The sequence below is a fragment of the Aeromicrobium wangtongii genome, assembly GCF_024584515.1.
Taxonomy (GTDB): domain Bacteria; phylum Actinomycetota; class Actinomycetes; order Propionibacteriales; family Nocardioidaceae; genus Aeromicrobium; species Aeromicrobium wangtongii.
Map to the genome: position 1 here is coordinate 2,244,359 of NZ_CP102173.1, position 25,283 is coordinate 2,269,641.

General features: G+C 70.5%; 25 protein-coding genes and 1 riboswitch. Of the genes, 7 read left to right on the forward strand and 18 right to left on the reverse strand.

Annotated elements, in window-relative coordinates; genetic code table 11:
* Positions 1–219 precede the first annotated feature (219 nt).
* Both NQV15_RS11005 and NQV15_RS11010 read left to right on the forward strand, forming a co-directional pair.
* Positions 220–828: a hypothetical protein gene (locus tag NQV15_RS11005; protein ID WP_232399902.1), complete on the forward strand. Its 609-nt coding sequence runs from the start codon at positions 220–222 to the stop codon at positions 826–828.
* 103 nt (positions 829–931) lie between these two features.
* Positions 932–4,078 carry a bifunctional diguanylate cyclase/phosphodiesterase gene (locus NQV15_RS11010; protein ID WP_232399903.1) on the forward strand — a complete coding sequence of 1,049 codons (3,147 nt, stop codon included), beginning with the start codon at positions 932–934 and terminating at the stop codon, positions 4,076–4,078.
* A 3-nt stretch (positions 4,079–4,081) separates the two neighbouring features.
* Here the strand turns inward: NQV15_RS11010 and NQV15_RS11015 are convergent, their stop codons facing one another.
* Positions 4,082–4,933: a hypothetical protein gene (locus NQV15_RS11015; protein ID WP_232399904.1), complete on the reverse strand. Its 852-nt coding sequence runs from the start codon at positions 4,931–4,933 to the stop codon at positions 4,082–4,084.
* Positions 4,934–5,068: 135 nt separating this feature from the next.
* Positions 5,069–5,326, reverse strand: a complete 258-nt coding sequence (locus tag NQV15_RS11020) for a GlsB/YeaQ/YmgE family stress response membrane protein (protein WP_232399905.1) — start codon at positions 5,324–5,326, stop codon at positions 5,069–5,071.
* Positions 5,327–5,470: 144 nt separating this feature from the next.
* Here NQV15_RS11020 and NQV15_RS11025 point away from each other — a divergent pair, with 144 nt between their 5' ends.
* Complete coding sequence (locus NQV15_RS11025; protein ID WP_232399906.1) at positions 5,471–6,040, forward strand: Dps family protein; 570 nt, start codon at positions 5,471–5,473, stop codon at positions 6,038–6,040.
* Between the two features lie 67 nt (positions 6,041–6,107).
* Here the strand turns inward: NQV15_RS11025 and NQV15_RS11030 are convergent, their stop codons facing one another.
* The 5 genes from NQV15_RS11030 to NQV15_RS11050 form a co-directional block, all read right to left on the reverse strand.
* Positions 6,108–6,338 (reverse strand): hypothetical protein, encoded by a 231-nt coding sequence (locus NQV15_RS11030; protein ID WP_232399907.1) that lies wholly within the window; start codon positions 6,336–6,338, stop codon positions 6,108–6,110.
* Complete coding sequence (locus tag NQV15_RS11035; protein WP_232399908.1) at positions 6,335–7,012, reverse strand: type 1 glutamine amidotransferase; 678 nt, start codon at positions 7,010–7,012, stop codon at positions 6,335–6,337. The genes NQV15_RS11030 and NQV15_RS11035 overlap by 4 nt, the downstream gene beginning before the upstream one ends.
* Positions 7,013–7,026: 14 nt before the next feature.
* Entirely contained in the window at positions 7,027–7,932 is a 906-nt protein-coding gene (locus NQV15_RS11040; protein ID WP_232399909.1) for a hypothetical protein, read from the reverse strand.
* Positions 7,933–7,976: 44 nt separating this feature from the next.
* Complete coding sequence (locus NQV15_RS11045; RefSeq protein WP_232399910.1) at positions 7,977–9,872, reverse strand: penicillin-binding transpeptidase domain-containing protein; 1,896 nt, start codon at positions 9,870–9,872, stop codon at positions 7,977–7,979.
* A gap of 162 nt (positions 9,873–10,034) precedes the next feature.
* A complete protein-coding gene (locus NQV15_RS11050) occupies positions 10,035–10,388 on the reverse strand; it encodes a LysM peptidoglycan-binding domain-containing protein (RefSeq protein ID WP_232399911.1) in 354 nt (117 codons plus the stop codon).
* Between the two features lie 280 nt (positions 10,389–10,668).
* Here NQV15_RS11050 and NQV15_RS11055 point away from each other — a divergent pair, with 280 nt between their 5' ends.
* The gene (locus NQV15_RS11055; RefSeq protein WP_232399912.1) at positions 10,669–11,673 is read left to right on the forward strand and encodes a YihY/virulence factor BrkB family protein; all 1,005 of its coding nucleotides are present in this window, start codon (positions 10,669–10,671) and stop codon (positions 11,671–11,673) included.
* Positions 11,674–11,682: 9 nt separating this feature from the next.
* Here NQV15_RS11055 and NQV15_RS11060 read toward each other — a convergent pair whose 3' ends face one another.
* On the reverse strand, positions 11,683–12,519 hold the full coding sequence (locus NQV15_RS11060; protein WP_232399913.1) for an SDR family NAD(P)-dependent oxidoreductase: 837 nt from the start codon (positions 12,517–12,519) through the stop codon (positions 11,683–11,685).
* An 83-nt stretch (positions 12,520–12,602) separates the two neighbouring features.
* Between NQV15_RS11060 and lexA the strand changes: the two genes are divergently transcribed.
* Positions 12,603–13,331 (forward strand): transcriptional repressor LexA, encoded by a 729-nt coding sequence (gene lexA / locus NQV15_RS11065; protein WP_232399914.1) that lies wholly within the window; start codon positions 12,603–12,605, stop codon positions 13,329–13,331.
* Between the two features lie 188 nt (positions 13,332–13,519).
* On the opposite strand, the gene galE is transcribed toward lexA, so the two are convergent.
* The 7 genes from galE to NQV15_RS11100 are packed head-to-tail and all read right to left on the reverse strand — an operon-like array spanning position 13,520 to position 21,963.
* Positions 13,520–14,485: a UDP-glucose 4-epimerase GalE gene (galE, locus tag NQV15_RS11070; protein WP_232399915.1), complete on the reverse strand. Its 966-nt coding sequence runs from the start codon at positions 14,483–14,485 to the stop codon at positions 13,520–13,522.
* A 58-nt stretch (positions 14,486–14,543) separates the two neighbouring features.
* Complete coding sequence (locus tag NQV15_RS11075; protein WP_232399916.1) at positions 14,544–16,121, reverse strand: selenium-binding family protein; 1,578 nt, start codon at positions 16,119–16,121, stop codon at positions 14,544–14,546.
* 41 nt (positions 16,122–16,162) lie between these two features.
* Positions 16,163–18,091, reverse strand: coding sequence for an ATP-dependent DNA helicase (locus NQV15_RS11080; protein WP_232399917.1), 1,929 nt, complete (start codon positions 18,089–18,091; stop codon positions 16,163–16,165).
* Positions 18,092–18,143: 52 nt separating this feature from the next.
* Positions 18,144–19,553, reverse strand: a complete 1,410-nt coding sequence (gene hflX / locus NQV15_RS11085; RefSeq protein WP_232399918.1) for a GTPase HflX — start codon at positions 19,551–19,553, stop codon at positions 18,144–18,146.
* Complete coding sequence (gene dapF / locus NQV15_RS11090) at positions 19,550–20,377, reverse strand: diaminopimelate epimerase (RefSeq protein ID WP_232399919.1); 828 nt, start codon at positions 20,375–20,377, stop codon at positions 19,550–19,552. The genes hflX and dapF overlap by 4 nt, the downstream gene beginning before the upstream one ends.
* On the reverse strand, positions 20,374–21,303 hold the full coding sequence (gene miaA, locus NQV15_RS11095) for a tRNA (adenosine(37)-N6)-dimethylallyltransferase MiaA (RefSeq protein WP_232399920.1): 930 nt from the start codon (positions 21,301–21,303) through the stop codon (positions 20,374–20,376). Before miaA ends, dapF begins: the two co-directional genes overlap by 4 nt.
* Positions 21,304–21,315: 12 nt before the next feature.
* Positions 21,316–21,963 carry a class III extradiol ring-cleavage dioxygenase family protein gene (locus tag NQV15_RS11100; protein WP_232399921.1) on the reverse strand — a complete coding sequence of 216 codons (648 nt, stop codon included), beginning with the start codon at positions 21,961–21,963 and terminating at the stop codon, positions 21,316–21,318.
* Between the two features lie 35 nt (positions 21,964–21,998).
* Here NQV15_RS11100 and NQV15_RS11105 point away from each other — a divergent pair, with 35 nt between their 5' ends.
* Positions 21,999–22,589 carry a hypothetical protein gene (locus tag NQV15_RS11105; protein WP_232399922.1) on the forward strand — a complete coding sequence of 197 codons (591 nt, stop codon included), beginning with the start codon at positions 21,999–22,001 and terminating at the stop codon, positions 22,587–22,589.
* An 11-nt stretch (positions 22,590–22,600) separates the two neighbouring features.
* On the opposite strand, the gene NQV15_RS11110 is transcribed toward NQV15_RS11105, so the two are convergent.
* Together NQV15_RS11110 and NQV15_RS11115 are read right to left on the reverse strand one after the other, a co-directional pair.
* Positions 22,601–23,536: a hypothetical protein gene (locus tag NQV15_RS11110; RefSeq protein WP_232399923.1), complete on the reverse strand. Its 936-nt coding sequence runs from the start codon at positions 23,534–23,536 to the stop codon at positions 22,601–22,603.
* Between the two features lie 66 nt (positions 23,537–23,602).
* Complete coding sequence (locus NQV15_RS11115) at positions 23,603–24,172, reverse strand: HhH-GPD-type base excision DNA repair protein (RefSeq protein ID WP_232399924.1); 570 nt, start codon at positions 24,170–24,172, stop codon at positions 23,603–23,605.
* 41 nt (positions 24,173–24,213) lie between these two features.
* A riboswitch (guanidine-III (ykkC-III) riboswitch) is annotated at positions 24,214–24,277 on the forward strand.
* Between the two features lie 11 nt (positions 24,278–24,288).
* Between NQV15_RS11115 and NQV15_RS11120 the strand changes: the two genes are divergently transcribed.
* On the forward strand, positions 24,289–24,603 hold the full coding sequence (locus NQV15_RS11120) for a DMT family transporter (RefSeq protein WP_232399925.1): 315 nt from the start codon (positions 24,289–24,291) through the stop codon (positions 24,601–24,603).
* A 13-nt stretch (positions 24,604–24,616) separates the two neighbouring features.
* On the opposite strand, the gene NQV15_RS11125 is transcribed toward NQV15_RS11120, so the two are convergent.
* Positions 24,617–25,252, reverse strand: a complete 636-nt coding sequence (locus NQV15_RS11125) for a TetR/AcrR family transcriptional regulator (protein WP_232399926.1) — start codon at positions 25,250–25,252, stop codon at positions 24,617–24,619.
* Positions 25,253–25,283 lie beyond the last annotated feature (31 nt).

Below are 25,283 nucleotides of genomic sequence, written 5' to 3' on the forward strand. Positions count from 1 at the left end.
TAGATGTAGTGGTAACCATACGCCGCTGACATAGCCACGGCAACCAGATTCGCGGACTGCACCGACATTTTTTGCAGACGTCCCGGCATCGCCGCAAAAGGGCAGGTCAGGGGTAGTGCGAGTCACACCAGCCCCATCCGTCCCGGCGGTTCGACACCCGGAGACCGGCACCCCGAAGCACCTGTTTACAGGTCGGCCGCCGCCCCCTACCGTGACGAGATGAACCGCACCCGGATCCGCTCAGCCGTCGCGATCCTGGTCGCGCTCGGCCTGGTCCTGACCGCCTCACCCTCGGTCGCCGACTCGCGCACCTTCAAGGACCCGACCGGCGACACCCGCGCCGCCGGCCTGCTCGACATCGGTCGGGTCACGGTCAAGAACACCAAGAAGTACGTCAGCGTGAAGTTCGCCTTCCCCGCGAACAACTTCGTCCCCGGACCCGACGGGTACCTCGAGGTGCTGCTGGACACCGACGCCAAGGCGCGCGGGCCGGAGCTGTCCTGGTCGGCCCCGCTGTTCAGCGAGTTCTCCATCGTGCCCGTCCGCCGCGGCAAGAAGCTGTTCAAGAAGGAGTGGCTGCGGATGGACGGCACCCAGACCCGGTGTGGGAGGACCGTCCGCATCGACTGGAACCCCCCGAAGGGCTACGGGCGGCTCAAGCTGTTCAAGAAGGCCGGCTGCGTGGGCAGTCCGTCCCGCGTCCGGGTCCAGGTGCGGACCGTCGTCACCGGTGAGCGTCCCACCTACGGCAGCCCCGTGCGGTACTCCCGCCCCGAGCGCGACTTCTTCCCCAGCGCGTCGCGGTACTCCGCGTGGGTGCGTCGCTGATCCGTCTGCCTGCCTCGAACAAGCCCCGCGGTGACCCCGGCTCCACTACCGTGGTCCCACCCCCGCCAAGAACGAATCCACCCCGGAACGGAGCACTCGCGCGATGCACGCACCATCGGTCGCGCCTCTCGTCACCACGACGCCAGACGGCGTGATCGTGGCGGCCGACAGCCGCTTCGTCGCCCTCATGCAGCGGCCTGCCGATCAGCTGGTCGGGCAGCGGCTCCACTGCTTCGCCAGTGCCCCGGAGGACAGCAGCATCATGTCCGAGTGCCTGCAGCTCGTCGCCGGCGGTGCTGGTGCCGGCCAGGTCAGGGTCCGGCTGAGCACCGGCGACGGGCACGACGTGCGCGTCAACCTCATCGTGACCCTGTGCGGCGACGACATGCTGAACGTCATCGTCATCGACGAGACGGCCCGGGTCGACGCCGAGCTGGAACTCGCCCGGTCGGAGCGCCGGTGGTTGTCACTGCTGCGCAACTCCGCCGACATCATCTTCACCGTCGACGAGCACGGGTCGTTGACATCGGTCACCTCGGCGCTGGCCGAGAGGCTGGGCTGGGCGACCGACGACGCCCTGGGCGTGACCGGGCTCGACTTCGTGCACCCGGACGATCGCAGCCGGGTGTACGGGGCCTACTTCGACGTCCAGAGCGGTCGCACGTCACAGACCCAGCTAGAGATGCGTCTGGTGCACCGCGACGGGAACGTCACGTGGGCGCGCGCCATGCTCACCGACCTGCGCGACGACCCCGACGTCCAGGCCGTGATCGGCAATGTCACCGACATCACCGAGCAGAAGCAGCACGAGGAGCAGCGCCGGGTCGAGGAGGGACGCTTCCGCGCCCGCTTCAACCAGTCGAAGCTCCCCCAGGTCCTGCACGCCCGCGACGGGACGTACGCGGCCGTCAACGAGGCCATGTGCGCGCTGCTGGGCCGCAGCTCCGACGAGCTCCTGGGGGTGCCCGCCGGGTCGCTGATCCACGCCGACGACCCGGGCGACATCGATACGATCTTCCTGCGCCTGCTGCGCGGTGAGGTCGAGTCGGGCCAGGTCGAGGCCGTGCTCAAGGGCGCCGACGGCGGGCCCATCCCGGTCCGCGTCGACCTGACCCTGCTGCGCGGCGCGGACGGCAGACCCGACGGGTGCGCCACCTCGGTGCAGGACCAACGAGCGCTCCGCGACAGCGAGCGGGCGCGCGCGGACCTGCAGAACACGTTCGACCTGGTCGCCAGCCGCTCCCGGGACTTCATGTCCTTGCACGATGCCGAGAGCCGCACGGTGTACGCGTCCCCTGCCGGGCAGGACATCTTCGGCCCCGTGGACACCATGTCCACCGACGTCCAGCGCCAGATGGTCCATCCCGACGATTTCGACGAGGCCAAGCGCAACTGGCAGCTGATGCTGTCCCGGAAGGGATCACACACCTGGCGCTTCCGGGGCCGCACTGCTGAGGGGTCGCGGGTCTGGCTGGAGCAGACGTCCACCAACCTGCTCGACACCGAGGCCGCGGTCGTCGTGACCAACGTGCGCGACGTGACCCGCGAGGTCGAGGCGGTCGAGGCGTTGCGCATCTCGGAGGGCCGCTATCGCGCGATCGCCGAGACGGCCGAGGAGGGCATCTTGGTCATCGCTCCCGACGGCATCGTGACCTACGCCAACCAGCGGCTCGCCCAGATCACCGGTCTGCCGATGGAGAAGATCCTCGGTTTCTCGGCCTGGTCGGTGCTGGACGTCGTCCATGCCGCGGAGGTCGAGGCCAAGCTCCGGGACCGGCATCTTCGCGGCTCGGAGAAGTACGAGCTGCCGTACCGCCACCCCGACGGCTCGATGCGGGCACTGTGGGTGGCGGCCTCCCCCATGCCGGACGTCCACGGAGTGCCCCAGGGCTCGCTGGCGATGATCTCCGACATCACCGAGCAGCGCCGGGGTGAGCTGGAGCTGCGCCACGCCGCCCAGCACGACGAGCTGACCGGCCTGCTCAACCGCGCGATGCTGATGGAGCACCTCGGCAAGCCTGCCGAGGAGGGCACGGCGGTGCTGTTCATCGACCTGGACCACTTCAAGGACGTCAACGACGGCCGCGGACACACCACGGGCGACAGCATCTTGATCCAGGTGGCCCGCCGGCTGCGCTCGGCGGTACGCATCGTCGACCTGGTGAGCCGATTCGGCGGCGACGAGTTCGTCGTCGTGCTGCACGACGTCGACGAGCAGGCCGCCATGGCCATCGCGAACTCGTTGCTCGACATGCTCTCCCAGCCGTACCGGATCGGTCACCACACCATCCGCATCGGGGCCACGATCGGCGTCGCGATGTCGCCCTCCACCACCGCCGAGGACCTGCTGCGCTTCGCCGACACAGCGATGTACGCCGCCAAGGCGAGCGGACGTGGGCGGGCCAGACTGTTCGACGCGGCCCTGGCCGAGCAGGCCGAGGAGCGCTACACCCTCGGTGCCGAGCTGCTCGCCGCGCTCGCCGACGACAGCCTGGAGATGCACTACCAACCGGTCATCGATCTGGCCACCGGCGAGGTCGGCGCGGTCGAGGCACTGGCCCGCTGGCACCACCCGACCCGGGGGATGATCTCGCCGACCCGGTTCGTCGCCCTGGCCGAGCTCAGTGCCAGTGCTGCCGACCTCGATCGCTGGGTCATCCGCCGAACCATGCGGGACGTGGCCGAGCTCAAGGCCGACTGGACCATGCCGGAGTCCACGGTCCTGGCGATCAACCTGTCCGGCCAGAGCCTGGCCGAAGGACTCGACGCCTTCATCATCGACGCCGCCCAGCAGGCCGGGCTGGCGCCCGCGCTGGTCACCCTGGAGATCACCGAGAGCGCGATCATGGCCGACACCACCGTCGCGGTCGCCGTGCTCCAGCGCCTGCGCGACCACGGATTCGGCATCGCGATCGACGACTTCGGCACCGGCTACAGCTCGATGGCCTACCTGCGCGACCTGCCGATCACGGTGCTCAAGATCGACCGCGGATTCGTCGAGGGCATCCCGGACGACGCCCACTCGCTGGCCATCGTGACGTCGCTGGTCGAGCTGGCACGCTCGCTGGACCTGTCCATCGTCGCCGAAGGGGTCGAGACGCCGGCCCAGGTGGACGCGCTGCGCTCACGCGGATGCCACTACGCGCAGGGCTGGCTGTGGAGCGCCGCCCAGTCGCCGGCCGAGCTGCGCGACAGCGAGATCTTCGCGGCGCGCTTCGACGTCGACGGGACGTCGGCCGGCCCGATGTGAGGCCTACTGGTCCTTGGCCCAGCGCAGGAACGCGGCCGCGTGGTGCAGATCGGTGAAGCCGTCGCCGAGCAGCTCGAGCAGCAGGTCGTTGCTCCACACCGCCAGCCGGCCCAGGGTCAGCGATGTCTCGTCGACGACCGGCAGCTCCAGGCCGTAGACGGCCAGCGTCAGCGCCTTCTTCTCCTGGAAGGTCACGATCGGCAGGAACCGGTCAGGATCGGCGATCGAAAGCGTCTTGGTCAGCAGTGCCTCGCCCCAGCCCGGCATCGCCATCGCGAACGTCCCGTCGGCCAGCTCGGTGAGCCGGTCCGCCAGCTCCCCCGGGCCGCGCAGCAGGTGGTTGGTGACGGCCCGGATGCGCCGGGCGCACTCGAGCTCGCCCAGCAGCAGCCACCCCTTGTCGAAGGCGGTGGGGTCGCCGGTGGCCGCCCCGATCGGGTTGTCGGCGAAGTACTTCAAGTCGGCGGTCGCGACCTTCTCGAGGCCGTCGGCCGAGAACACCCAGCGGTACTTCATCCAGTGCCGGGCGACCAGCTGGTCGGGCTCGTAGGGCACCGTCGCGAGGAAGGTCGCCTTGAGCAGCTCGGCCTGCTGGCGGGCGTCGAGCTCGACGTCCTCGACGGTCGGGAAGCGGCGGGCGACCACCGTGATCGGCGCGACCGTGGGCTTGGAGACCTTGGGGGCAGCCTTGCGCTTGCGCGGCGGCGCGGCGGCCGGCTTCTCCTCGCGCGGCGAGCCGTAGACGAAGGTGAAGTCGCAGTCGTCGCAGCGAGCTTCCTTGCGACCGTCCGGGAGGGTGCGGACCAGGTGGATGTCGTCCTCGCGAACGCACAGAGGACAGACGATCAATGCCATGACTCAAATCTACGTCCCGGGCCGAAGGCATCCGTGCGCGACCACGACACCGGGCGGCGAGCTCTTCGTGGTAGTTCGTCCCGGACGCAGCGACGCCCCTCGGCCGGGGCCGAGGGGCGTCGCTGGGGATCGGGCTCAGACGCGCGAGCGTCCGCCGACCTGACGCCACACCAGCAGCGCGATGATCGCACCGATGATCGAGCCGATGATGCCCGAAGCGGTCAGGTCAGCCGGGCCGTCCTGGATCAGCGATCCCAGGAATCCGCCGATGAACGAACCGACGATGCCCAGGATGATCGTCGCGATGACGCCCATGTGGTCCTTGCCCGGCACGACGGCGCGAGCGATGAAACCGGCGATCAGGCCGACGATGATGAATCCGATGATGCCCATGTGGGGGTCCTCCCTAGGTGCGTAGCCGCCGCGGATGCGCTGGGTGAGCGCGCGACGGCGACCCACGACGTTAGCGGTCCCGCGGGCGGCATGCATCTTTTGCCCCGGGTGCATGAAATGCAACGGCCGGGGTACTGACCTGCCATGGCTACTTCACCGAAATTCACGATTCCCGGCCTGGAGCCCGCTGAGGGCGAGAAGCTCGCTGGCATCCTTCAGGACCGCCTGAACGCTCTCAACGACCTGCACCTGACGCTCAAGCACGTCCACTGGAACGTCGTCGGCCCGCACTTCATCGCGGTCCACGAGATGATCGATCCGCACGTGCTCGAGGTCATCGGCATGGTCGACGAGACGGCCGAACGCATCGCGACCCTGGGCGTCTCCCCGCAGGGCACGCCGGGCGCCATCGTCAACGGACGCACCTGGGACGACTACTCCCTGGGTCGCGCCACGACCAATGAGCACCTCGGTGCGCTGGACGAGGTCTACGTCAACCTGCTGAAGGACCACCGCAAGGCACAGGAGGCGGTGTCCGAGCTCGACCCGGTCACCGAGGACCTGATCATCGGTCAGCTGACCAAGCTCGAGCTGTTCCACTGGTTCGTCCGCGCGCACCTCGAGAGCGCCGGCGGCAAGCTGTCGACGAGCGACGCGCGGTCCGAGAAGGGTGCCGCGAAGGCCGCCCAGAAGGCAGCCGAAGCCACCAGCTGACGCAGCCCCCCCCAGCTCGGAGCCCCGGCCCACACGCTGAGCCGGGGCTTCGTCTTGCCCGGGGGCCCTACTGGCGCCTGCGGGGGCGCGGCTTGGGACCGGAGCGACGCTCGTCGGGTGCCTTGTAGGTGCCGCCGGCGATGCGCGCCATCAGCAGCTGCGGATCACCCTTCTCGGCCTCGCGGACGAACTGGTGCGCCCGCTCGCCCTTGAGGACCGCCGCCTCGGCGCCGTGGTGGGAGATCACCACCTCCTTGCCGCGGACCTCCCAGGCGTAGCCACTGGGACGGTTCTTCATGCGACACCCAGGTAGCTCAGCGCCGCGTCGGTGAGGCGGTGCGCCAGATTGCGGGACCCCGGGGCGTGATCGTAGGCCTGTCGGATCAGGTCCTTCGGATCGGCGCCCGTGTCACCCCAGTAGCCCTCCTTGACCCACCGCTCGTACGTCGTGGGGGTCACCTCGGGATGGAACTGCCAGCCGATCGCCCGGGCCCCGAAGCTGTCGTCGATGATGCACTGCGGGCCGCGCCACGAGGTGCCGATGACCTTGGTGGTCGGGCCGGGAGCGAAGACGTCCCGGTGCATCTGCCCCCACGGCCCCTCGGGGCACAGCGCCTGGTCGGTCGTGTCGACCCGGGCCCAGCCGAGCTCGGCCTGGTCGGAGCGCCAGGACGTCCCGCCAAGCGCGCGGGCCATGATCTGGGCGCCGTAGCAGATGCCCATGACGGGGGTGCCGGCCTTCAGCGACGCTCGCACGAAGCGGATCTCGGCAGTGACGGACTCGATCCACTTGTCCTCGTGCGCCGACTTGTCCGAGCCGAGCAGCAGCACCAGGTCGGAGTCGCCGATCGTGTCGTGGGCCGGGAGGTCGTCGCGGTCCAGCTCGACGATCTCTCCCCCGCGCTGCACGAGACGTTCCGCGACGTAGCCGCCGTCCTTGTCCGCCGTATCGGCGACGACATGAATTCGCATGCGCCCATTGTCGCCTACGGCTCGGCCGGCACCGGATGGTCCTTCGCCCGCACCCGGTCGAGGACCAGCGAGATGACGACGCCGGCCACGATGGCGACGATCCACGGGGTCAGCGGGCGGACGCCGGGCGAGGCGGCCATGCGCCACACGTCCAACGTCGCCGAGAGGTGCTCACCCAGCATGTCCGGCAACCCCATGCCTGGGCGCAGCATCGGCTCGATGTACGCAGCAGCGGTGACCGTCGGAGACACGATCCACGCCAGGACGATCGCGACCGGCCACCAGACCAAGCGCGCCACGCGCCGCAGCCCGATCGTGGCGAGCGATGCGGCCAACATGGCGGCGCCCACCCATCGCGCGACGTCGGTGACGTGCTGGAAGGCACCCGGGCCGTCCAGACCGACCTGGCTCAGCACTGCGGGGAGCCACACGGGCGCCGCGCCGGCGAGCGCGGCGCCGGCGATGCCGATCCCGGCACGACCGGCGGTCGCCAGCAGACCGATCGCGAGGGCGACGACCGACACGAGCACGACGAGCGCGGTCAACCCGTCCAGGACGCGTCCGTCGGTGCCGCCAAGCGCACTACGCGACTGCATCACGACGATCATGACCGTCAGCGTCACGCCGGCGGCCACAGCAGCGATGCGCGACGCCCGACGACCCCGGCCCAGCAGCGGCACGAAACCGGCGGTCAGCCCGCCGACGCCCGACCCGACCAGCAGCTCGCTCACGTGGCCGGTGAACAACGGCACCGCCGCCAAGGGCGTGCCGAGCCGGCTCAGCACGTCGTGACCCAGGCCGCTCAGAATCCACGGCAGGAACCCGGTGACCCACCACACGAGACCCGCAATCGGGATCAGCGCCGGCGCCGGCAGACCGCGCTCCCGGCTCGCGGGGCGTGCCGCCGGATCGGTGGCCACCGGCATCTCCACGGTTTCCGTCCCGTCCGACGGCCAGCCCGCGGTCACTGAGCGGCCCGCAGGAACTTCTCCAGCAGCGGGCCGGCGGTCTGCGATCCGGATTCGCCGTCGGCGACGAACACCGAGACGGCCAGATCGCCGTGGGTCGCGATCATCCACACGTGGGTGCGCGGCGGCGTGTCGGTGCCGTACTCGGCCGTGCCGGTCTTGGCCGAGACCGGTCCGCCGGGGACGTCGGCCAGGAACCGGCCGCTACCGTCGGTGACCACCGCGCGGAACATCTCCTGGAGCTGCTTGGCCTCGCCGGCGGTCAGCGGTTTGGTCGCCGGCGTGGCGGGCTTGGTCGGTGCGTCGGCCAGCAGCGTCGGGGTGACCCGCTCCCCCCTCGCCACCGATGCGGCGACGACGGCCATCGCCAGCGGGGACGCCTCGATCTTGCCCTGGCCGATCATCGACGCCGCGTGCTCGGTGCCGGCCGCCTGCTCGGGCACCGAGCCGAGGAAGCCGGGATATCCCAGGTCGACGTCCGGGCCGAGTCCGAGGGCCGCGGCGGCCTGCGCCAACTGATCCTGTGGCGCCTTGTCACGCATCGCGATCATCGCGGTGTTGCACGAGTTGGCGATCGCCGTGCGCAGCGGGATGTCGCCGACGGCGTTGCCCGGATAGTCCGAGTAGTTCTTGAACCGCCTGCCATCGACCGTCACGGTGTCGGTGCACGGCACCTGGCTGGAGGGGGTGAGCCCGGACCGCAGCAGGCTCAGCGCGGTGACGAGCTTGAACGTCGATCCCGGCGGGTAGTGGCCGGATGCGGCGGTGTCGGCGCCCTTGCCACCGGCCCCGCTGGCCAGTGCCACGACCTGGCCGGTCGAGGGTCGGATCGCCACGATCGCGCTGGCGGGCCCGACCCCGGCGAGGATCTCGTCGGCGGCTGCCTGCATCGCGACGTCGATCGTGGTGCGCAGCGGCTTGCCCGGCGTGGGCTTGCCGGTGAACAGGGCGCGCGGCTCGGCCCCCTCCGCGGAGGACACCGCCTCGACGATGACGCCGGGGCTCCCCCGCAGCTGCTTGTCGTAACGCAGCGCGAGCCCCGACAGACCGACGGTGTCACCGGCGCGCACCGAGCCCTTGGACTTCTGCACGATCTCGGCGGTCGCCTCACCGACGACACCGAGCATCGGCTGCCCGAACGTCCGGCTCGGGGCCAGCGGCAGCGAGCCGGGCAGCGCCACGGCACCGGGGATCGCGGCCAGCTCGCCATCGCTCAGCGCCGCGTCCGAGCCCGAACGGGCCACGAGGCCCAGGACGAAGGCCTGCGGGCCGGCGGCCTCGACCTGCTTGGCGTAGGCGTCGGGGTCGATGTCGATGCGCTGGGCCAGTGCGCGGGCGGACGCCCCGGCCTGCTCTGCGGGCACCTTGGTCTTGTCGATGCCGATGCGGTCCACGTCGCGGGCGGTGACGATGGGCTGGTCGCCGGCGCCCAGGATGTCGCCGCGATCGGCAGGCGTCGTGCGGACCCGCAGGCGCTCGTCGTCACCGAGCTCCGGGGCCACGATCGCCGCGCTCCAGGTGACCTGCCAGGCGTCGTCGACCTTGGACAGCGCGACCGGCGTCGTGTACTGCCAGGTCGACCCGGAGAGCTTCCACTCCGTGGCCAGCTCGGCGGTGGCGGTGTCGCCGTCCTCGGACACGTCGGCGACGGTGACCGAGGGCTTCAGTCCGTCCATGCCCTTGACGATGCGTTCCAGATCGACCTGCGGCACCCGCCCACCCTTGACGGTCTGCACCGACGAGAGGTCCTGCTTGGCCAGGCCCGCCGCCAGGTCTTCGGCGGCGTCGCGCGCGTCGGGCCCGCCCGAGGAGCACGCTGCGAGCAGGGACGCGATGACCGCGGAGGCGCAGCCGAGCGCGGCGACCCTTTGCCTGGAGCCGACACGGCGCATCTGGGGACCCCCCGGGTTCGCGACAGGCTCACGGCCCGAGACCACGAGAAGTCAAGCAGGTGCGTTGCGCGCGGTCAACGCGCACAGGGCCGGACACGACGAAGCCCGGCGGGGTCACCTTCCCTTGTGACCTCGCCGGGCTTCGACGTGTTCGCGTGCTGGCTACTTGACGTAGACCGGCACCGCGATCTCCGAGCCCATCTGCAGGGCGGAGGCATTGGGGAGGGCGTTGAGCTCGATGATCTCGTCGACCGTCGAGCGGATGTCTCCGTCGGGGTTGGCCGTCGCCGCGATCTCCCACAACGTGTGCCCCGGGAGCACTCGGACCATCGTGGTCTCGGTGGGGGCGCCGACTTGGTCGGTGGCCGTCGACGAGGGGCCGAACACGATCGCGAGGACGCTGATCGCGGCCACGGCGGCGGACAGGACCGCGGCCTTGCCGCGGCGGGTCAGCCGCATCTGGGGTGCGGTGCGACGGGCGGTGAAGGGGATCTGGCCGAAAGTGATGGTGCTCATTGCTGCCTCCGTGGGGGAAGTGAGACGGTGCTGGACGTGTGGGGTGCTCGAGCGAACGCTGCTCTCGATGTCATTCGATGGGTGCGAACAGGCGTTCGATCGAACACATGTACGACAATAGGGGCCACCTCCGACAAAAGGAAGAACCAATCGAACACAATTTCGATTGGGTGTTGCTCTGGCCTGGAATCCCAGTCAGAAATTGCTCCACTTTTTCTGCGCACGCCCCTGCCTGACGGCTCCGGAGGCGCCCGAGGGGTCGCCCCGCTACCGTCGACGCATGGCGGCGAAGAGCACGGTCCTCACGGCGTGGAAGCACGCATCTGCCCATCAGGCACCCCTGTTGGCGGCGGGAGTTGCCTTCTACACGTTCTTGTCGTTGTTCCCGGCGCTGATCGCCGGCGTCCTGACCTACGGGCTGGTCGCCTCACCGGAGACCGTCCAGCGGCAGTCGGCCGACCTGACCGAGGCCCTGCCCGCCGACGCCGCGTCCCTGGTGACCGGTCAGCTGGACTCGCTCGTGTCGACTTCGAGCGGATCCCTCGGATTCGGGCTGGTCCTGGCCGTGGTGCTGGCCGTCTACAGCGCGTCGGGCGGAGTCGGCAACCTGATCACGGCGATCAACGCGATGTACGGCATCCGCGACCGCCGCAACTTCGTGAAGAAGAAGCTGCTGGCCGTGGGGGTCACCGCGGGCGCCGTGGTGTTCATGCTGCTCGTCATCACCCTGGTCGCCGCCGCCCCCGCGGTCTTCAACGCGATCGACATCGTCCCGGGCATCCGCGTGGTGCTGGAGCTCGCCCGCTGGGTCATCCTGCTGGGTGCCATCGTCGTGGCGATCGGCGTGCTGTTCCGCATCGCGCCCGACCGCGAGAACAAGCCCTCGATCTTCACCAAGGGCGTGCTGGTCGCCAGCGTCATGTGGGCTGCGGTGTCGCTCGGCTTCTCGCTGTACGTCGACAACTTCGGCAGCTACGGCAAGACGTACGGCGCACTGGCCGGCGTCGTGGTCCTGCTGCTGTGGCTGTGGATCGGGATGTACGCGATCCTGCTCGGCGCCACGATCGAGGCGGTCCGTGAGGACGTCGTCACCGCCGAGACGGTCGCCGAGGACGCGGAGATCGCCGATCTGCGCGGCGCCGAGGCCGACGGCGACAGCGTCCCGGTCGAGGTCGTGGAGGAGCCGGAGCCCGAACCGGCCCCGGAGCCGAGCTCGAAGCCCGTCTTCAAGCGCCTGCGCAACCCGTTCCGCCGCGGTCGTCAGGACGCCGAAGCCGACCTCTGACGGCTCGGCTCAGCGCAGCCCGGCCCTGCGCAAGCGGTAGGCACCCAACCGGCGCATCGCCCGATCGGCGTGCATCGACGCCGCCGGCGCCAGCGAGGCCGTCCGCGCGATACCGCCGCGCCAGGCGGGGAGGGTCTTGACGACGCGCGCGGTGCCGAACATCCCCACCAGCTCGGCGGCCACCTTCTCGGGCGTCAGCATGACGCCGGCCGCCAGCGCCTCGCGGGCCCCGCCTCGGACGTCGAAGCCGTCGACCATCGCGGTGGCGACGCCGTCGGGGCACACCGCGTGCACGCCGATCCCGTCGTCGTGCAGCTCGGCGGCCACCGAGGTGACGACGGAGAGGACCGCGGCCTTCGTGGCGGCGTAGACGCTCAGGCCGGGAACCGGTGCGTGCGCGCTGAGCGAGGCGAGCACACCGATCTCGCCGCCGGGGACGCCATCGCTCGCCTGGGCGCGGAACGCGTCGGTCGCCACCCGCAGGCCCCACATCACGCCGAGCACGTTGACGTCGACCGTCAGACGCACCTGCTCGTCGGTCAGCTCCGGCAGGTCGCCGTCGAAGGCAACGCCGGCATTGCACACCCACGCACCCAGCGGTGCGATCTCCCGCGCCAGATCGGCCACCGCCCGGTTCGCCGCCGGGTCCGTGACGTCCAGCGCCAGTCCGGAGTGCGCGCCGAGCTCGGTCGCGGTCCGCTGCGCACCCGCCGCGTCGACGTCGGTCACCAGCACGTCGTAGCCGCGCTCGACCAGCTCGGCGCAGATCGCTCGCCCGATCCCCCGCGCACCTCCCGTCACGACGGCAGATCGACGGGTTCCGGGACTCACGCGGGGCTGGCTCACGCCGAAAACCTAGGCCACCCCCTCGCGACACGCCATCGAACATATGTTTGAACATGCGCCCCGGTTCGGGATAGCCTTTCCCCATGACCGATGATCGCAACGCCGACGTCACCGAGCTGCCCGACGGCCCCGCCGACTCCTCGGGCCTCACCACGCGCCAGCGCAAGGTGCTGGAGTTCTTGCGCGACGAGATCGAGAAGCGCGGCTACCCGCCCAGCATGCGCGAGATCGGTGCAGCGGTCGGCCTGACCAGCACCTCGTCGGTCGCCCACCAGCTGCGGGCACTCGAGGGGCTGGGCTACGTCAAGCGCGATCCCAACCGTCCCCGCGCCCTGGAGATCTTCCTGCCGGACGTCCTGAAGGCACGCCGCTCGATGAGCGGCGCGCCCGAGGGTGACAGCGGGGTCGACGAGACCGGCATCGGCGACGCAATGCCCAGCGCGGTCAACATCCCGATGGTGGGACGTATCGCGGCCGGCGGTCCGATCCTGGCCGAGCAGCGCGTCGAGGAGATCTTCCCGATGCCCAAGTCGCTGGTCGGCGAGGGGACGCTGTTCATGCTGGAGGTCTCCGGCGACTCGATGGTCGACGCGGCGATCTGCAGCGGCGACTACGTGGTCATCCGCCAGCAGCCCGATGCCGAGAACGGGGAGATCGTCGCGGCGATGCTCGACGGTGAGGCCACGGTCAAGACCTTCCAGCGCAAGGACGGCAAGGTCTGGCTGCTGCCGCACAACGACGACTACTCCCCCATCGACGGCACCCACGCCACGATCCTGGGCAAGGTCACCGCGGTCATCCGGCGCGTCTGAGCACTGCCCCGACCGGACTGGCGGTCCCGCGAGGCGGGACCAACGATGAGGGTTTGGGGTAGTCCTAGCTACCCAAAACCATCATCCTGCGTCCCCCACCACGATCCGCACGCCAAGGCGGGACCGACGATGAGGGTTTTGGGCAGTCCTGGCTACCCAAAATCCTCATCGTCGGTCCGCCGCGCCGGTCAGGCGGGGTGGTTCTGGCGCGCCTGCCAGGCGCTGCGGACCATCTCCTCGACCGAGTGGCTCATGGTCCAGCCGAGGTCCCGGGTGGCCAGCTCTCCGGAGGCCACGATGCGCGCGGGGTCCCCGGGGCGGCGGTCGGCGATCTCGGGCTCGAAGTCGATGCCGGTCGCTGCGGCCACGGCGGTCATGATCTCGCGCACCGACACCCCGTCGCCGCTGCCCAGGTTGTAGACCGGCTCCAGGTCTTCGCCGGCCAGCAGCTTCTTGGCGGCGACCACGTGCGCGTCGGCCAGGTCGGCGACGTGCACGTAGTCACGCACGCACGTCCCGTCGGGCGTCGGGTAGTCGGTGCCGTTGATGCGCGGCGTGCGCCCATCGACCAGGGCGTCCAGGACCAGCGGGAACAGGTTGTGAGGGCTGGTGTCGTAGAGCTCGGGGACGGCCGAGCCGACCACGTTGAAGTAGCGCAGCGAGGTGTGGTGCAGGCCGAACGCCTTGGCGGCATCGCGCAGCAGCCACTCCCCGATCAGCTTGCTCTCGCCGTACGGCGACTCCGGCGTGGTCGAGGTCTGCTCGGTGACCAGGTCGACATCGGGCGTGCCGTAGACCGCGGCGCTGGAGGAGAACACGATCTTGTCGACGTCGGCCTCGTGCATGGCCCGCAGCAGCGCAACGGTTCCCTGGACGTTCTGCTCGTAGGTGTGCAGCGGGCGCTGCACCGAGACGCCGGCGTACTTGAACCCGGCCAGGTGCACCACGGCGTCGACGCCGTGCTCGGACATCGCCCGGGTGACGGTGGCCGAGTCCAGGATCGAGCACTCGACGAAGGGCACGTCGTCCGGCACGAACTCGCGGTGGCCGCTGGACAGGTCGTCCACGACGACACAGTCCAGCCCTGCCAGGCCGAAGGCACGCACGATGTGGGAACCGATGTAGCCGGCGCCGCCGGTCACGAGGACAGTCATGGCCCCAGCCTGTCACGGCCCGGGAACGGACGTTCCCGGGGCCGGTGGTCCGCCGTGATCACTTGAAGCGCAGGTGCCCCGCGTTGTAGGTGCGTCCGGCCTTGACCTTGATGTAGTGCTTGCCGGTGAACGTGCGGCCGATACCACGCCAGGAGTCAGCGTTGAGGGTGATCTTCCAGCGGCCCGGGGTCAGGCCGGCGACGTAGAAGTTGCCGCGGCCGTCGGTCAGGTCCGTGCGCAGGACGCGCTTGCCGTCCTGCGACGTCAGCGTCACCATCATCTCGGTGCCCGTCTTGCCCTTGACGCGGCTGACGTGGCCCTTGACGATGGCGCCCTTCTTGGAGATCACCCGGGTGCTCCGGCTGTTGCCGGTGCCCGAGATGTCGATCGTCTTGATGCCGCCGGCGCCCAGCGCCTTGCAGTGCGTCCGGTACATCCAGCCCTTGAAGCCGCGCGGCTTCTTGCCCTGCTCGGCGCTCGTGGCGGGATTGGGGTTGGCCCGACGGGCGATGCCCTCGAGTCCACTGTTCGCGCCGCCCGACAGCTTGCTCAGGTACGGGAAGGACTTCCAGCGCTCGGGGCCGCGGTCGAGGCCCTTGAAGTAGGTGTTGTTGTTGGTGAACCGGCTCGGGTACCAGTCGGCGCAACCGGTACGGCGGCCCAGCTCGACGTAGTAGCGACCCGGTGCCAGGTTGTAGAACGTCGCGCTGCCGGCGCGGGTCGTGGCCTTCTGCGCCACGACGGGCGAGGCCAGGACCGGCACGCCCGGCTGGGCCTCGCGGATGCTGACCCACCGGTCGCCCTGCGCCGTGGGCTTGAAGCCCCGGAACGCGCCGTTGACCGTCAGGTGGTTGCCACTGGCGCCGACCTCGACCGGGTGGTTCGTGCCGGCAGGGTTCAGCGCCAGCATGTTGGACCGGGAGTAGCGGTAGTTCTGCACGTCGAAGCAGCTGCCGAAGCTGTTGTTCCAGCGCTCGTCATCACCCAGTCGGGCCGCGACCATGTAGCGCTTGTCGCCGGAGCCGTAGGGCAGGAAGTCGACCCGGTAGGTGCCGTTCGAGGCCGTGGTGGTCGCGTACACGTTCGCGCAGCCCGGGATGTCCAGCTCCCGCCGGGCCTCCTTGCCGCCCTTGTAGGACGGGGGTGCTGCGGCCACGGTGATCCGCGAGCCGGCCGGCGCGGTGCCGGAGAGCGTGGTGTACCGGAAGTCGGCCCGGAACGCGCCGTACTTGGTGGCCTTCACGACCGTCGCGTCACGCAGGTAGCGCCCACCGGTCGTGGGCTTTCCGTTCTTGCCGCGCCAGAACCAGGACCGGGCCGAGCCCGCGGTGGCGGGCGCGGAGATGCGCAACCGGTACGGACGCGAGGTCTTGTTCTTGGTGCCGTTCAGCGGGACGCTGAAGGAGTACCTGCCGCCGTCGGGGACGTTGTTGGCGAAGCGCACCACCTTGGTGTTGCCGCCGCGGACGACCGAGAGCAGCTCGACGCGGACGGGGCCGACGGTGCCGGCTCCGCCGGGACCGCTGACTGTTCCGGTGATCTGCTGCGCCCGAACTGCCTGGGCGGGTGAGGCGACCAGCACCCCACCGACAAGCGCCCCGAGGGCAGGAACCAGCAGGACGGCACGCAACTTCATAGGATCCCCGTGGTGATAGGTCGAACAACTCGATGACACTATCAGCCGTCAGCGGCGTTAGCGGCCTCATCGAGACGGCGAAGTGCAGCCAGTGCCACATTCCGGTCGGTGGTGCGCCACATGTCCGGCATCGAAGCGGTCAGGAACGACCCGTACCGTGCGGTCACCAGGCGGGGATCGAGGACGGCCACGACCCCGCGATCGGTCCCCCGCCGGATGAGGCGGCCCGTGCCCTGCGCCAGCAGCAGTGCAGCATGCTGCGCCGCGACGCTCATGAAGCCGTTGCCGCCACGCTTCTCCACCAGCCGCTGGCGGGCGCTCATCAGTGGATCGTCGGGCCGCGGGAACGGGATGCGGTCGATGATGACGAGCTGGCAGGTGTCGCCGGGCAGGTCGACGCCCTGCCACAGGCTGAGGGTGCCGAACAGGCATGCGCTGGGGGTCTCGGCGAACCGGCGCGCGAGCTCGGGCAGCTGCGCATCGCCCTGGCACCAGATGTCGAGATCGGGCAACCGCTCGCGGACCTCCTCGGCGGCCTTCTCCGCGCCGCGGCGCGAGGAGAACAGGCCGAGCGTCCGGCCGCCGGCGGCCTCGATCAGATCGGTGATCTCGGCGAGCTGCGCCTCCTCCAGGCCGTCGCGGCCCGGCGCGGGCAGGTGCTTGGCGACGTACAGCATGCCCTGCTTGGCGTAGTCGAACGGCGAGCCGACGTCGAGCGACGTCCACGGCGGGTCGTCGCCCCACAGGCCGAGCGAGCGGGCGACGGGCTCGAAGCCGCCGCCGAGCTTGAGGGTCGCGCTGGTCAGCACCACGGTCTTGTCGGCGAAGAGCTTGTCACGCAGCGCCCCGGAGACGTCGATCGGCGCGATGTGCAGCTGCTTGTTGCCCTTGAACTCGCTGATCCACAAGACCTCGGTCTCGCCCTTGGCGGCCATGCGCTCGGCGATCTTGCGGACGTCGTCCACCATGCCGCGGGCCTGCTGGAGGGCGGCATCGGGCTCGCTCTTGTCCTCCTTGGGGAACGCCGAGAGGCAGGCACGGGCGCTGTCGCGCACCAGCGCCAGGACCGCCTCCAGTGGCTGGGGCAGCTCGTCGATGCGCCCCGCTTCCGTGCGGGCCAGGATGTCGGCCAGCGCGTCGGAGGCGTCAGTGAGGTCATCGCCCTCCCCCGAGCTGATCCGGGCCCGCGCGCGGCGGGCGGCGCGCTCGACGATGACCGGGTCGAGCTCGTCGGTGGACGCCTGCGTCACGCGGGCCGCCAGCTCGTGGGCCTCGTCCACGACCACCGCGTCGTACTCGGGCAGCATCGGCACACCGTCGATCGCGTCGATGGCCAGCAGCGCGTGGTTGGTCACGACCACCTGGGCGTTGTGGGCGTCCTCGCGGGCCAGCTCGGCGAAGCACTCCAGCGCGTGCGCGCACCGAGATGCTCCCAGGCACTCGCGGTGGTTGACGCTGACCTGGCGCCACGCGCGGTCGTTGTGCGCGGGCGCGGAGTCCCGGTCGCCCGTGTGGCCGCGGGCCGCCTGCTCCTCGGCCCACTCGCGCAGCTCGAGCACCTCGGCACCCAGCGATCCCTCGGGGATCTCGACCAGCGTGCCCTGGTCGTCGGGCGCGCCCTCGCGGACCCGGTGCAGGCACGCGTAGTTGCCGCGGCCCTTGACCACGGCGTGGTGGGGCACCTTGTCGAGCGTGGCCCGGGCGGCTTCCTTGAGGGCGGGGATGTCGCGCTCGACCAGCTGGTGCTGCAGGTTCAGTGTCGCGGTCGCGACCACGACCCGCTTGCCGTGCAGCAGGCTCGGCACCAGGTAGCCCAGCGACTTGCCGGTGCCGGTGCCGGCCTGGACCAGCAGGTGCTCGCCGCTGTCGAGGGCGTTCTTGACGGCCTCGGCCATCTGGATCTGCCCGGGACGGTCCTGCCCCCCGACGGACTCGACGGCGGCGTGGAGGACGTCACGGATCGAGGGCACACCCTAGGTTATCCGGGCTCGGCCTCCGGGCCCTCATCCCGTCCACAGCCGGTCAGGCCGTGTAGGGCTCCAGCTCGCTGGCGAGGGCTCCGTTGACGCGGGCCACGACGTGCGTGCCGTCCGCCTCGTGGTCGAGGGACTCGATCTCGCCCTCGGTGTGGATCTGGTTGAGCAGATCGCCCCGGGCGTACGGGAGGACGACATCGACGTGCACCGAGGGCTGCGGCAGATCGGCCTCGATCGCGCTGAGCAGCTCGTCGATGCCCTCGCCGGTACGTGCGCTGACCACGACAGCGTGCGGCTCGCGCACCAGCAGCTGCTTGATGGCCATCGGGTCGGCGGCGTCGGCCTTGTTGATCACCAGGATCTCGGGGATCTCGTGGGCACCGGCCTCGAGCACGACCTGTCGGACCGCGGCGATCTGGCCCTCCGGATCGGGGTCGGAGCCGTCGACGACGTGCAGGATCAGGTCGGACTCGGCGACCTCCTCCAGCGTCGAGCGGAACGCCTCGACCAGCTGGTGCGGCAGGTTGCGGACCAGGCCGACGGTGTCGGACAGGGTGTAGACGCGTCCGTCGGACGTCTGCGTGCGCCGTGTCGTCGGGTCGAGCGTCGCGAACAGCGCGTTCTCGACCAGCACCCCGGCGTCCGTCAACCGGTTGAGCAGGCTGGACTTGCCGGCGTTGGTGTAGCCCGCGATCGCCACCGACGGGATGTCGTGGCGCTTGCGGTTGCCCTTCTTGGTCTCGCGGGCCTTGCTGAGCTCGGCGAGCTCACGGCGCAGCTTGGTCATCTTCATCTCGATGCGACGACGGTCGGTCTCGAGCTTGGTCTCACCGGGGCCACGGCCACCGATGCCCTCACCGGCGGCGGCCTGGCCGCCCGCCTGGCGGGACAGGTTGCCGCCCCAGCCGCGAAGACGCTGCTTCTGGTACTGCAGCTGGGCGAGCTCGACCTGCGCCTTGCCCTCCTTGCTCTTGGCGTGCTGGGCGAAGATGTCCAGGATCAATGCGGTGCGGTCGACGACCTTGACCTTGATCTTGTCCTCGAGGTTGCGCAGCTGGCTGGGCGCCAGCGCACCGTCGCAGATCACCGTGTCGGCGCCGGTCGCCTCGACGGCGGCGCGCAGGTCGTCGACCTTGCCCGAGCCGATGTACGTCGCCGGGTCGGGCTTCTGCCGACGCTGGATCAGCGCGTCCAGCACCTCGGAGCCGGCCGTCTCGGCCAGCAGCTTGAGCTCTGCCATCGAGTTCTCCGCATCCTCCGCGGTGCCCTCGGTCCAGACGCCGACGAGCACGACGCGCTCGAGGCGCAGCTGCCGGTACTCGACCTCGGTGATGTCCTCGAGCTCGGTGCGCAGGTTCGCCACGCGGCGCAGCGAGTTGCGCTCCTCGAGCTCCAGACCGTCGACGCCCTGGGGCGCGGGTCCGGTGGTCGTCGAGGTGCTGGTGTGTTCGGTCATGCAGTCCAATCCATGGTGCCCCGGGCGACGATCTGCGCGGGACCGGTGAGAACGATGTGGTCATCGGCGTTCCAGCTGACGTGCACGGTACCGCCGGGGACGTCGACCCGATAGGTGATGGGTCGCTCGGCTCCGTCGGCCACCGCGGTGGCCACGGCCACGGCGCAGGCGCCGGTGCCACAAGAACGCGTCTCCCCCGAGCCTCGCTCGTGCACACGCATTGCCACGTGGCGCTCGCCCTCGCGGACGACGAACTCGATGTTGACGCCTTCGGGGTAGACCGACTCGTCGAACTCGGGCTGCGTCAGCAAGGTGCCGGCGTCGCCCAGCCGGTCGACGAAGGCGACAGCGTGGGGATTGCCAGTTCTAACATCCTGGGCCTCCCAGGTGTTCCCGGCCGCGCTGACCTTCGAGACACCCTGCACCTGCGGGACGCCCATGTCGACGCTGATCTCCGCCCCTTGAGCCTGTCGAAAGGAGATCTCCTTGTCCCCATCCCGCGTGCCGACGACGAACGGCTCGCTCGGGTCGACGAGGCCCTCCTGCACCAGGTGCAGCGCGAAGACCCGCATGCCGTTGCCGCACATCTCGCTGATCGACCCGTCGGCGTTGCGGTAGTCCATGAACCACTCGCCGGCCGACGGCAGGCCGATCGCGGACGTCCGGATGACCCGCAGCACGCCGTCGGCGCCGATGCCGCGGCGGCGCTCGCACAGGGCCGCGACGAAGGACGGATCGAGGTCGCCGTGGACGGAGCCGTCATGGTCAGGGAGCAGCACGAAGTCGTTCTCGGTGCCGTGCCCCTTGAGCCATGCGAAGGTCATCCCCCCAGCCTAGCGCGACCCATCGCGTCGAGGGCCTGGTCGACGAGGTCGTCGGCGGCGTACGGGAGCCAGTGGATGCGCGGATCCTTGCGGAAGAGCCGGTCCTGGCGGCGGGCGAACTTGCGGGTGCCGGTGATCGTGGCCTCCCGCGCCTCGTCCTCGGTCATCTGTCCGTGCAGGTGGGCCAGGATCTGCTGGTAGCCCAGCGCGCGACTCGCGGTCAGGCCGTCCTCCAGCCCTTGCGGCAGCAACGCCCGGACCTCGTCGACGAAGCCGTCGGCCCACATCTGCTCGACCCGCTCGGCCAGGCGGACGTCCAGCACGTCGCGGGGGACGTCGAGCCCCAGGATCGTCAGGTGCGGGTAGATCGAGTCGTAGCCGGGCATCGTGGCGGTGAACGGCTCGCCGGTCAGCTCGATGACCTCGAGCGCCCGGACGATCCGGCGATCGTTGCTGGGGTGGATCTGCGCCGCAGCGGCGGGATCGCGCCGCGCCAGCTCGGCGTGCATCGCGCTCTTGCCGCGACGCTCCAGCTCACCGGCCCAGCGCGCCCGGACCGCCGGATCGGTGCCGGGGAACTCGAGGCGGTCGAGCACTGCGCGGACGTAGAGCGCTGATCCGCCGACCAGCACGGGCGTGACGTCGCGCGCGTGGCAGTCGGCGATGGCGTCCCGCGCGAGCTGCTGGAACTCGGCGACGCTCGCGGTCTCGGTCACGTCCAGCACGTCGAACAGGTGGTGCGGGACGATCGCCCGCTCGGCGGCCGTCGGCTTGGCGGTGCCGATGTCCATGCCGCGGTACAGCTGCATCGAGTCGGCGTTGACGACCTCGGCCGAGCCCAGCCGCTGCGCGATGCGGACGGCCAGCGATGACTTGCCCGATGCAGTCGGACCGACGACGGCGACGACTCGCTCAGATCCGGGCATGGGCCCATTGTCTCAGGCGCGCACGACCCAATCGGCCACGACGTAGCCGACGCCGAACGGCGCCTCGTCGTCGCGCAGGTGGGCCGTGACGGCGGCATCGGCCGTCAGGGCTCCGAGGGTGCGCAGGGCCGGGACACCCGCGGCCCCCAGCTCGGCCCCCAGCTCGGGATCGAGCGCGACCAGCGCGGCCGGGTCGCCGTCACGCAGGGCCGTGGCGATGGCCCGGTCGTAGTCCTCGGCGCGCTCGTCGAAGAACCCCGGCGCCTTTTCGGAACGGGTGTTGGTGCCGTCGGCCATGACGAGCAGCCCTACCTCGCCGTCGACGTCCGGGCGACCGGTGGAGTAGGTGCGGCGGCCGGTCCAGCCGGCCCGGTCGAGCAGCCAGGCGCCGATCGTCAGGCTCAGCGGCAGGCACACGTCCGGTCCCCCGGCGCGCACGTCGACGCCGTGACCGGCCAGCGTGCCGCCGGCGCGCTCGTCCCGATCGGCTCCGAGGTCCCCGGCGCCGATCACGACGACCCGCTCGGGGCGCGCGTCCAGCACCGTGCGGACCGCCCGGTCGCACGCCGCCCGCAGGGTCGCCAGCTCTTCGGTCGTGCCGGGCGCGATCTGCGGCACCAGCAGCGGCGGGCACGGGCAGACGGCGGCGGCGAGGATCACGGGTGGAACGCTACCCGGCATGACACGATGGGCCCGTGCTCGACGCCCCTGGTCCGGGATACCCGCCTCCCCGCAACACCTGGCAGTTCCCCCCGCCGGAGGTCCGCACGCGCTGGAAGTGGATCGCGGCGCTGGCCACCGTGCTGGGCCTGGTTGGCGCGGCCGGCCTGACCACCCTGCTGGTGGTCCTCGGCAGCCAGGACTTCTCCGGTCTGATCGAGGACGAGGAGCTCACCGACACGATCGCGTCGCAGTGCGAGCTGATGACCGCGACGATCGACAGCATGCCGCTGTCCGGCTCCACGCCGCAGCAGGCCGCGACGATCGTCGACCAGAACCGCGCCGTCGAGCTCATGGTGCTGGCGATCCGGCGCGAGAACGCACGGGAGGTGCGCGACGACGAGCCGGCCGAGCAGTGGCTGCAGGACTGGGAACGACTCGTGGACGCCCGCGAGCGGTACGCCCGCCGGTTGCTGCGCGATCCCGAGGCGTCCCTCGAGGTGCCGCGTGACGCCGACGGTCACAAGATCACCGAACGGATGAACGACGTGTGGCTCGGCGATCCGGCCTGCACGGTGCCCCGGACGCTCGCGAACCCGCGGACCGACGCCTACCGGGGGATTTGAACCCCGCCCGTTCACGGGCAGCCGATGGACTCCTTGACGTAGCGCACCAGCTCGATGGCCTCCTCGCGTCGCTCGGACTCCGGTCGCTGATCGGCCGGCGCCCAGCCCAGCGGCGAGGACTCGGCCCGCAGGACACACGTGTCGCCCACGTTGAGGTTGATGCCGCCGGCGGTGTCGAACTGCGCCTGGTCGCCGTCCACCTCGACTAAGGTGTCCGGGCCACCGGCGATCGCGCTGAACTTCCCGGTCGCAGCGACCGCCGCCAGCGTGAGCGTCCGCGCGTCACTCACGTAGTTGCACTCCACCCAGCTGTTGCCGCTGGCAGAGCCGCGGGCCACCAGCGTCGCGCCGACAGCCTTCTGGACCTGCGGGTCCGACGGCGGCGGGCATGCCTCCGGCAGACGCACCGCCCCCGGCTTCTCCTGGCCGAGGGCGGACGCGACCTCCTTGGCCACTGCGATCATGTCGTCGCGGCTGATCCCGTCGCCGCTGCTGCCGATGTACGCATCGCTGTTGACGATCAGCTCGTGGTCGCCGACGCGCGCCGCGATGCGGACGCCGTCGTAGCTGTTGTCTCCGATGTACGCCTGGTCACCGATGCCGTCCAGCGGCTGGGCCGCTTCCACGAGGGTCTCCAGACCGGGTCCTCCCGGGGCCGCCCGGACGGCGAATCCCACGTCGACCCCGGTGTTGATCCGGCACTCGACGAACAGCTCGGCGCCCCGCATCAGGCCCTCGTGGGGCTTGCTCTGCTCGTCGGCCGACCTGGCCTGCAGGTCCTTGACCGTGTCGTCCGACACCAGCGAGCAGACGTCGAGTCCCGCGTCGCCGGACGTCTGCGACCGGTCCCCGCCGTTCCCGCCGTCCCCGCCGTCCTCGCTGTCAGTGCCGCACGCGCCGGCCAGCGCCAGCACGCAGATGGTCACGATCGACACCAGACGCCGCATGAGATCCCCCCCGAGATGAATTCGCGTGAGGCGATTGTGGCAGCGATCGGCGCGCTCCGCAGGGGATCAGGCGCCGGCCTCGCGGGCGGCCTTCTTCTGCTCCTGCTTGAACGCACGCACCTTGGCCAGCGACTCCGCGTCCACGACATCGGCCACCGACCGGAAGCCCTTGCGGCCGTAGTCGCCGACGACGGTCGTCCAGCCGCGAGGCTTGACGTCCAGCTGCTTGGCCAGCAGCGCCGTGAAGATCTTGGCCTTCTGCTCGCCGAACCCCGGCAGCGCGGTGAGCCGCTTCATCAGCGCCTCGCCGGTGGACGCCTCGGTCCAGATCCGGGACGCGTCGCCGTCGTACTCGTCGACCACGATGCGCGCCAGCGCCTGCAGCCGTCCGGCCATCGAGCGTCCATAGCGGTGGATCGCCGGCGGCGTCGAGCACAGCTCGGCGAACGCCTCGGGATCGGCGTCCGCGATCGCGGCCGGGTCGAGCGTGCCGAAGCGGTCCAACACCTTGGCCGGGCCGGCGAAGGCCCGCTCCATCGGGAACTGCTGGTCGAGCATCATTCCGGCCAGCAGAGCGAACGGGTTCTCGGTCAGCACCTGGTCGGCATGGGGGTCCTGGGCGATCTGGAGGGGCATGGCCTCATTCTCCCACCGCAGCCGGACGTGCCAGACTGGGCGCAGAGCCCTGACGGGCTCCCGGACGAGCGGTGCCGTACCCGGTGTGCGACAAGACGGCGCCAAGGAGAACTCTCATGTCCTGGCTCGTCCTCGTGGTGTCCGGCGTCCTCGAAGCGGTGTGGGCCACCGCCCTCGGCCGCTCGGACGGCCTGACCCGTCTCGTGCCCACCATCGTCTTCGCGATCTCGATCGTGCTGAGCATGGGCGGCCTCGCCTATGCGATGCGCGAGCTACCGGTCGGCACCTCGTACACCGTGTGGGTCGGCATCGGTGCGACGCTGACCGTCACCGTCGCGATGATCACCGGCCAGGAGCCCGCGTCCGTCGTCAAGGTGCTGCTGATCGCCGGCATCGTCGGCTGCGTGATCGGGCTCAAGCTGCTGCACTGAGCCCGAGCGTGGCTCAGACGGCGGGCTCGGTCACGGTCAGCAGCAACAGCGGCAGCGTGCCCTTCAGCAGGCCCAGGTCGATCGGGCGGTCCTCGATCAAGGCCTCGCGCAGCGCGCTCTCGTAGGTGCCCATCAGGATCGTCGCGGCGTGCGAGACGCTGACCGTCAGGCGCAGCCGGAGCGTCTGCAGGACGGTGGACATGAAGTCCTCGAAGTCGGCCCGCACCTGGCGCCAGGCCTCGACGAAGGCGCGCCCGACGGCGTCGTCGCGCACCCCGCGCAGCTGGAACTCGGCGTTGACCAGGAACCACTCGCGGTCCTGCGGCTGCATCAGCAGGAACCGGTCGATCATGACGCCGAAGGCCTCGACGACGTCCAGCCCCTCGTACGACGCGGGGTCGGCCGCCGCCCGCAGCGCGGTGAACATCCGCTCGCGCTCCTGGTCGAGCAGCGCCAGCACCAGGTCGTCCTTGCTGCCGAAGTTGGAGTAGAACGCGCCGCGGGTGAACCCGGCCTGGTCGCAGATGTGCTCGACGGACGCGCCCTGGATGCCCTCACGGGCCAGCACCTCGCGGGCGGCGTCGAGCAGGCGCTCGCGGGTCGCGGCCCGGCGGCGCACGGCGGGTCGCGCGGGTGAGCTGTCCGACATACCAGTCCTTCCTGCGGTGAGGCCCACATCA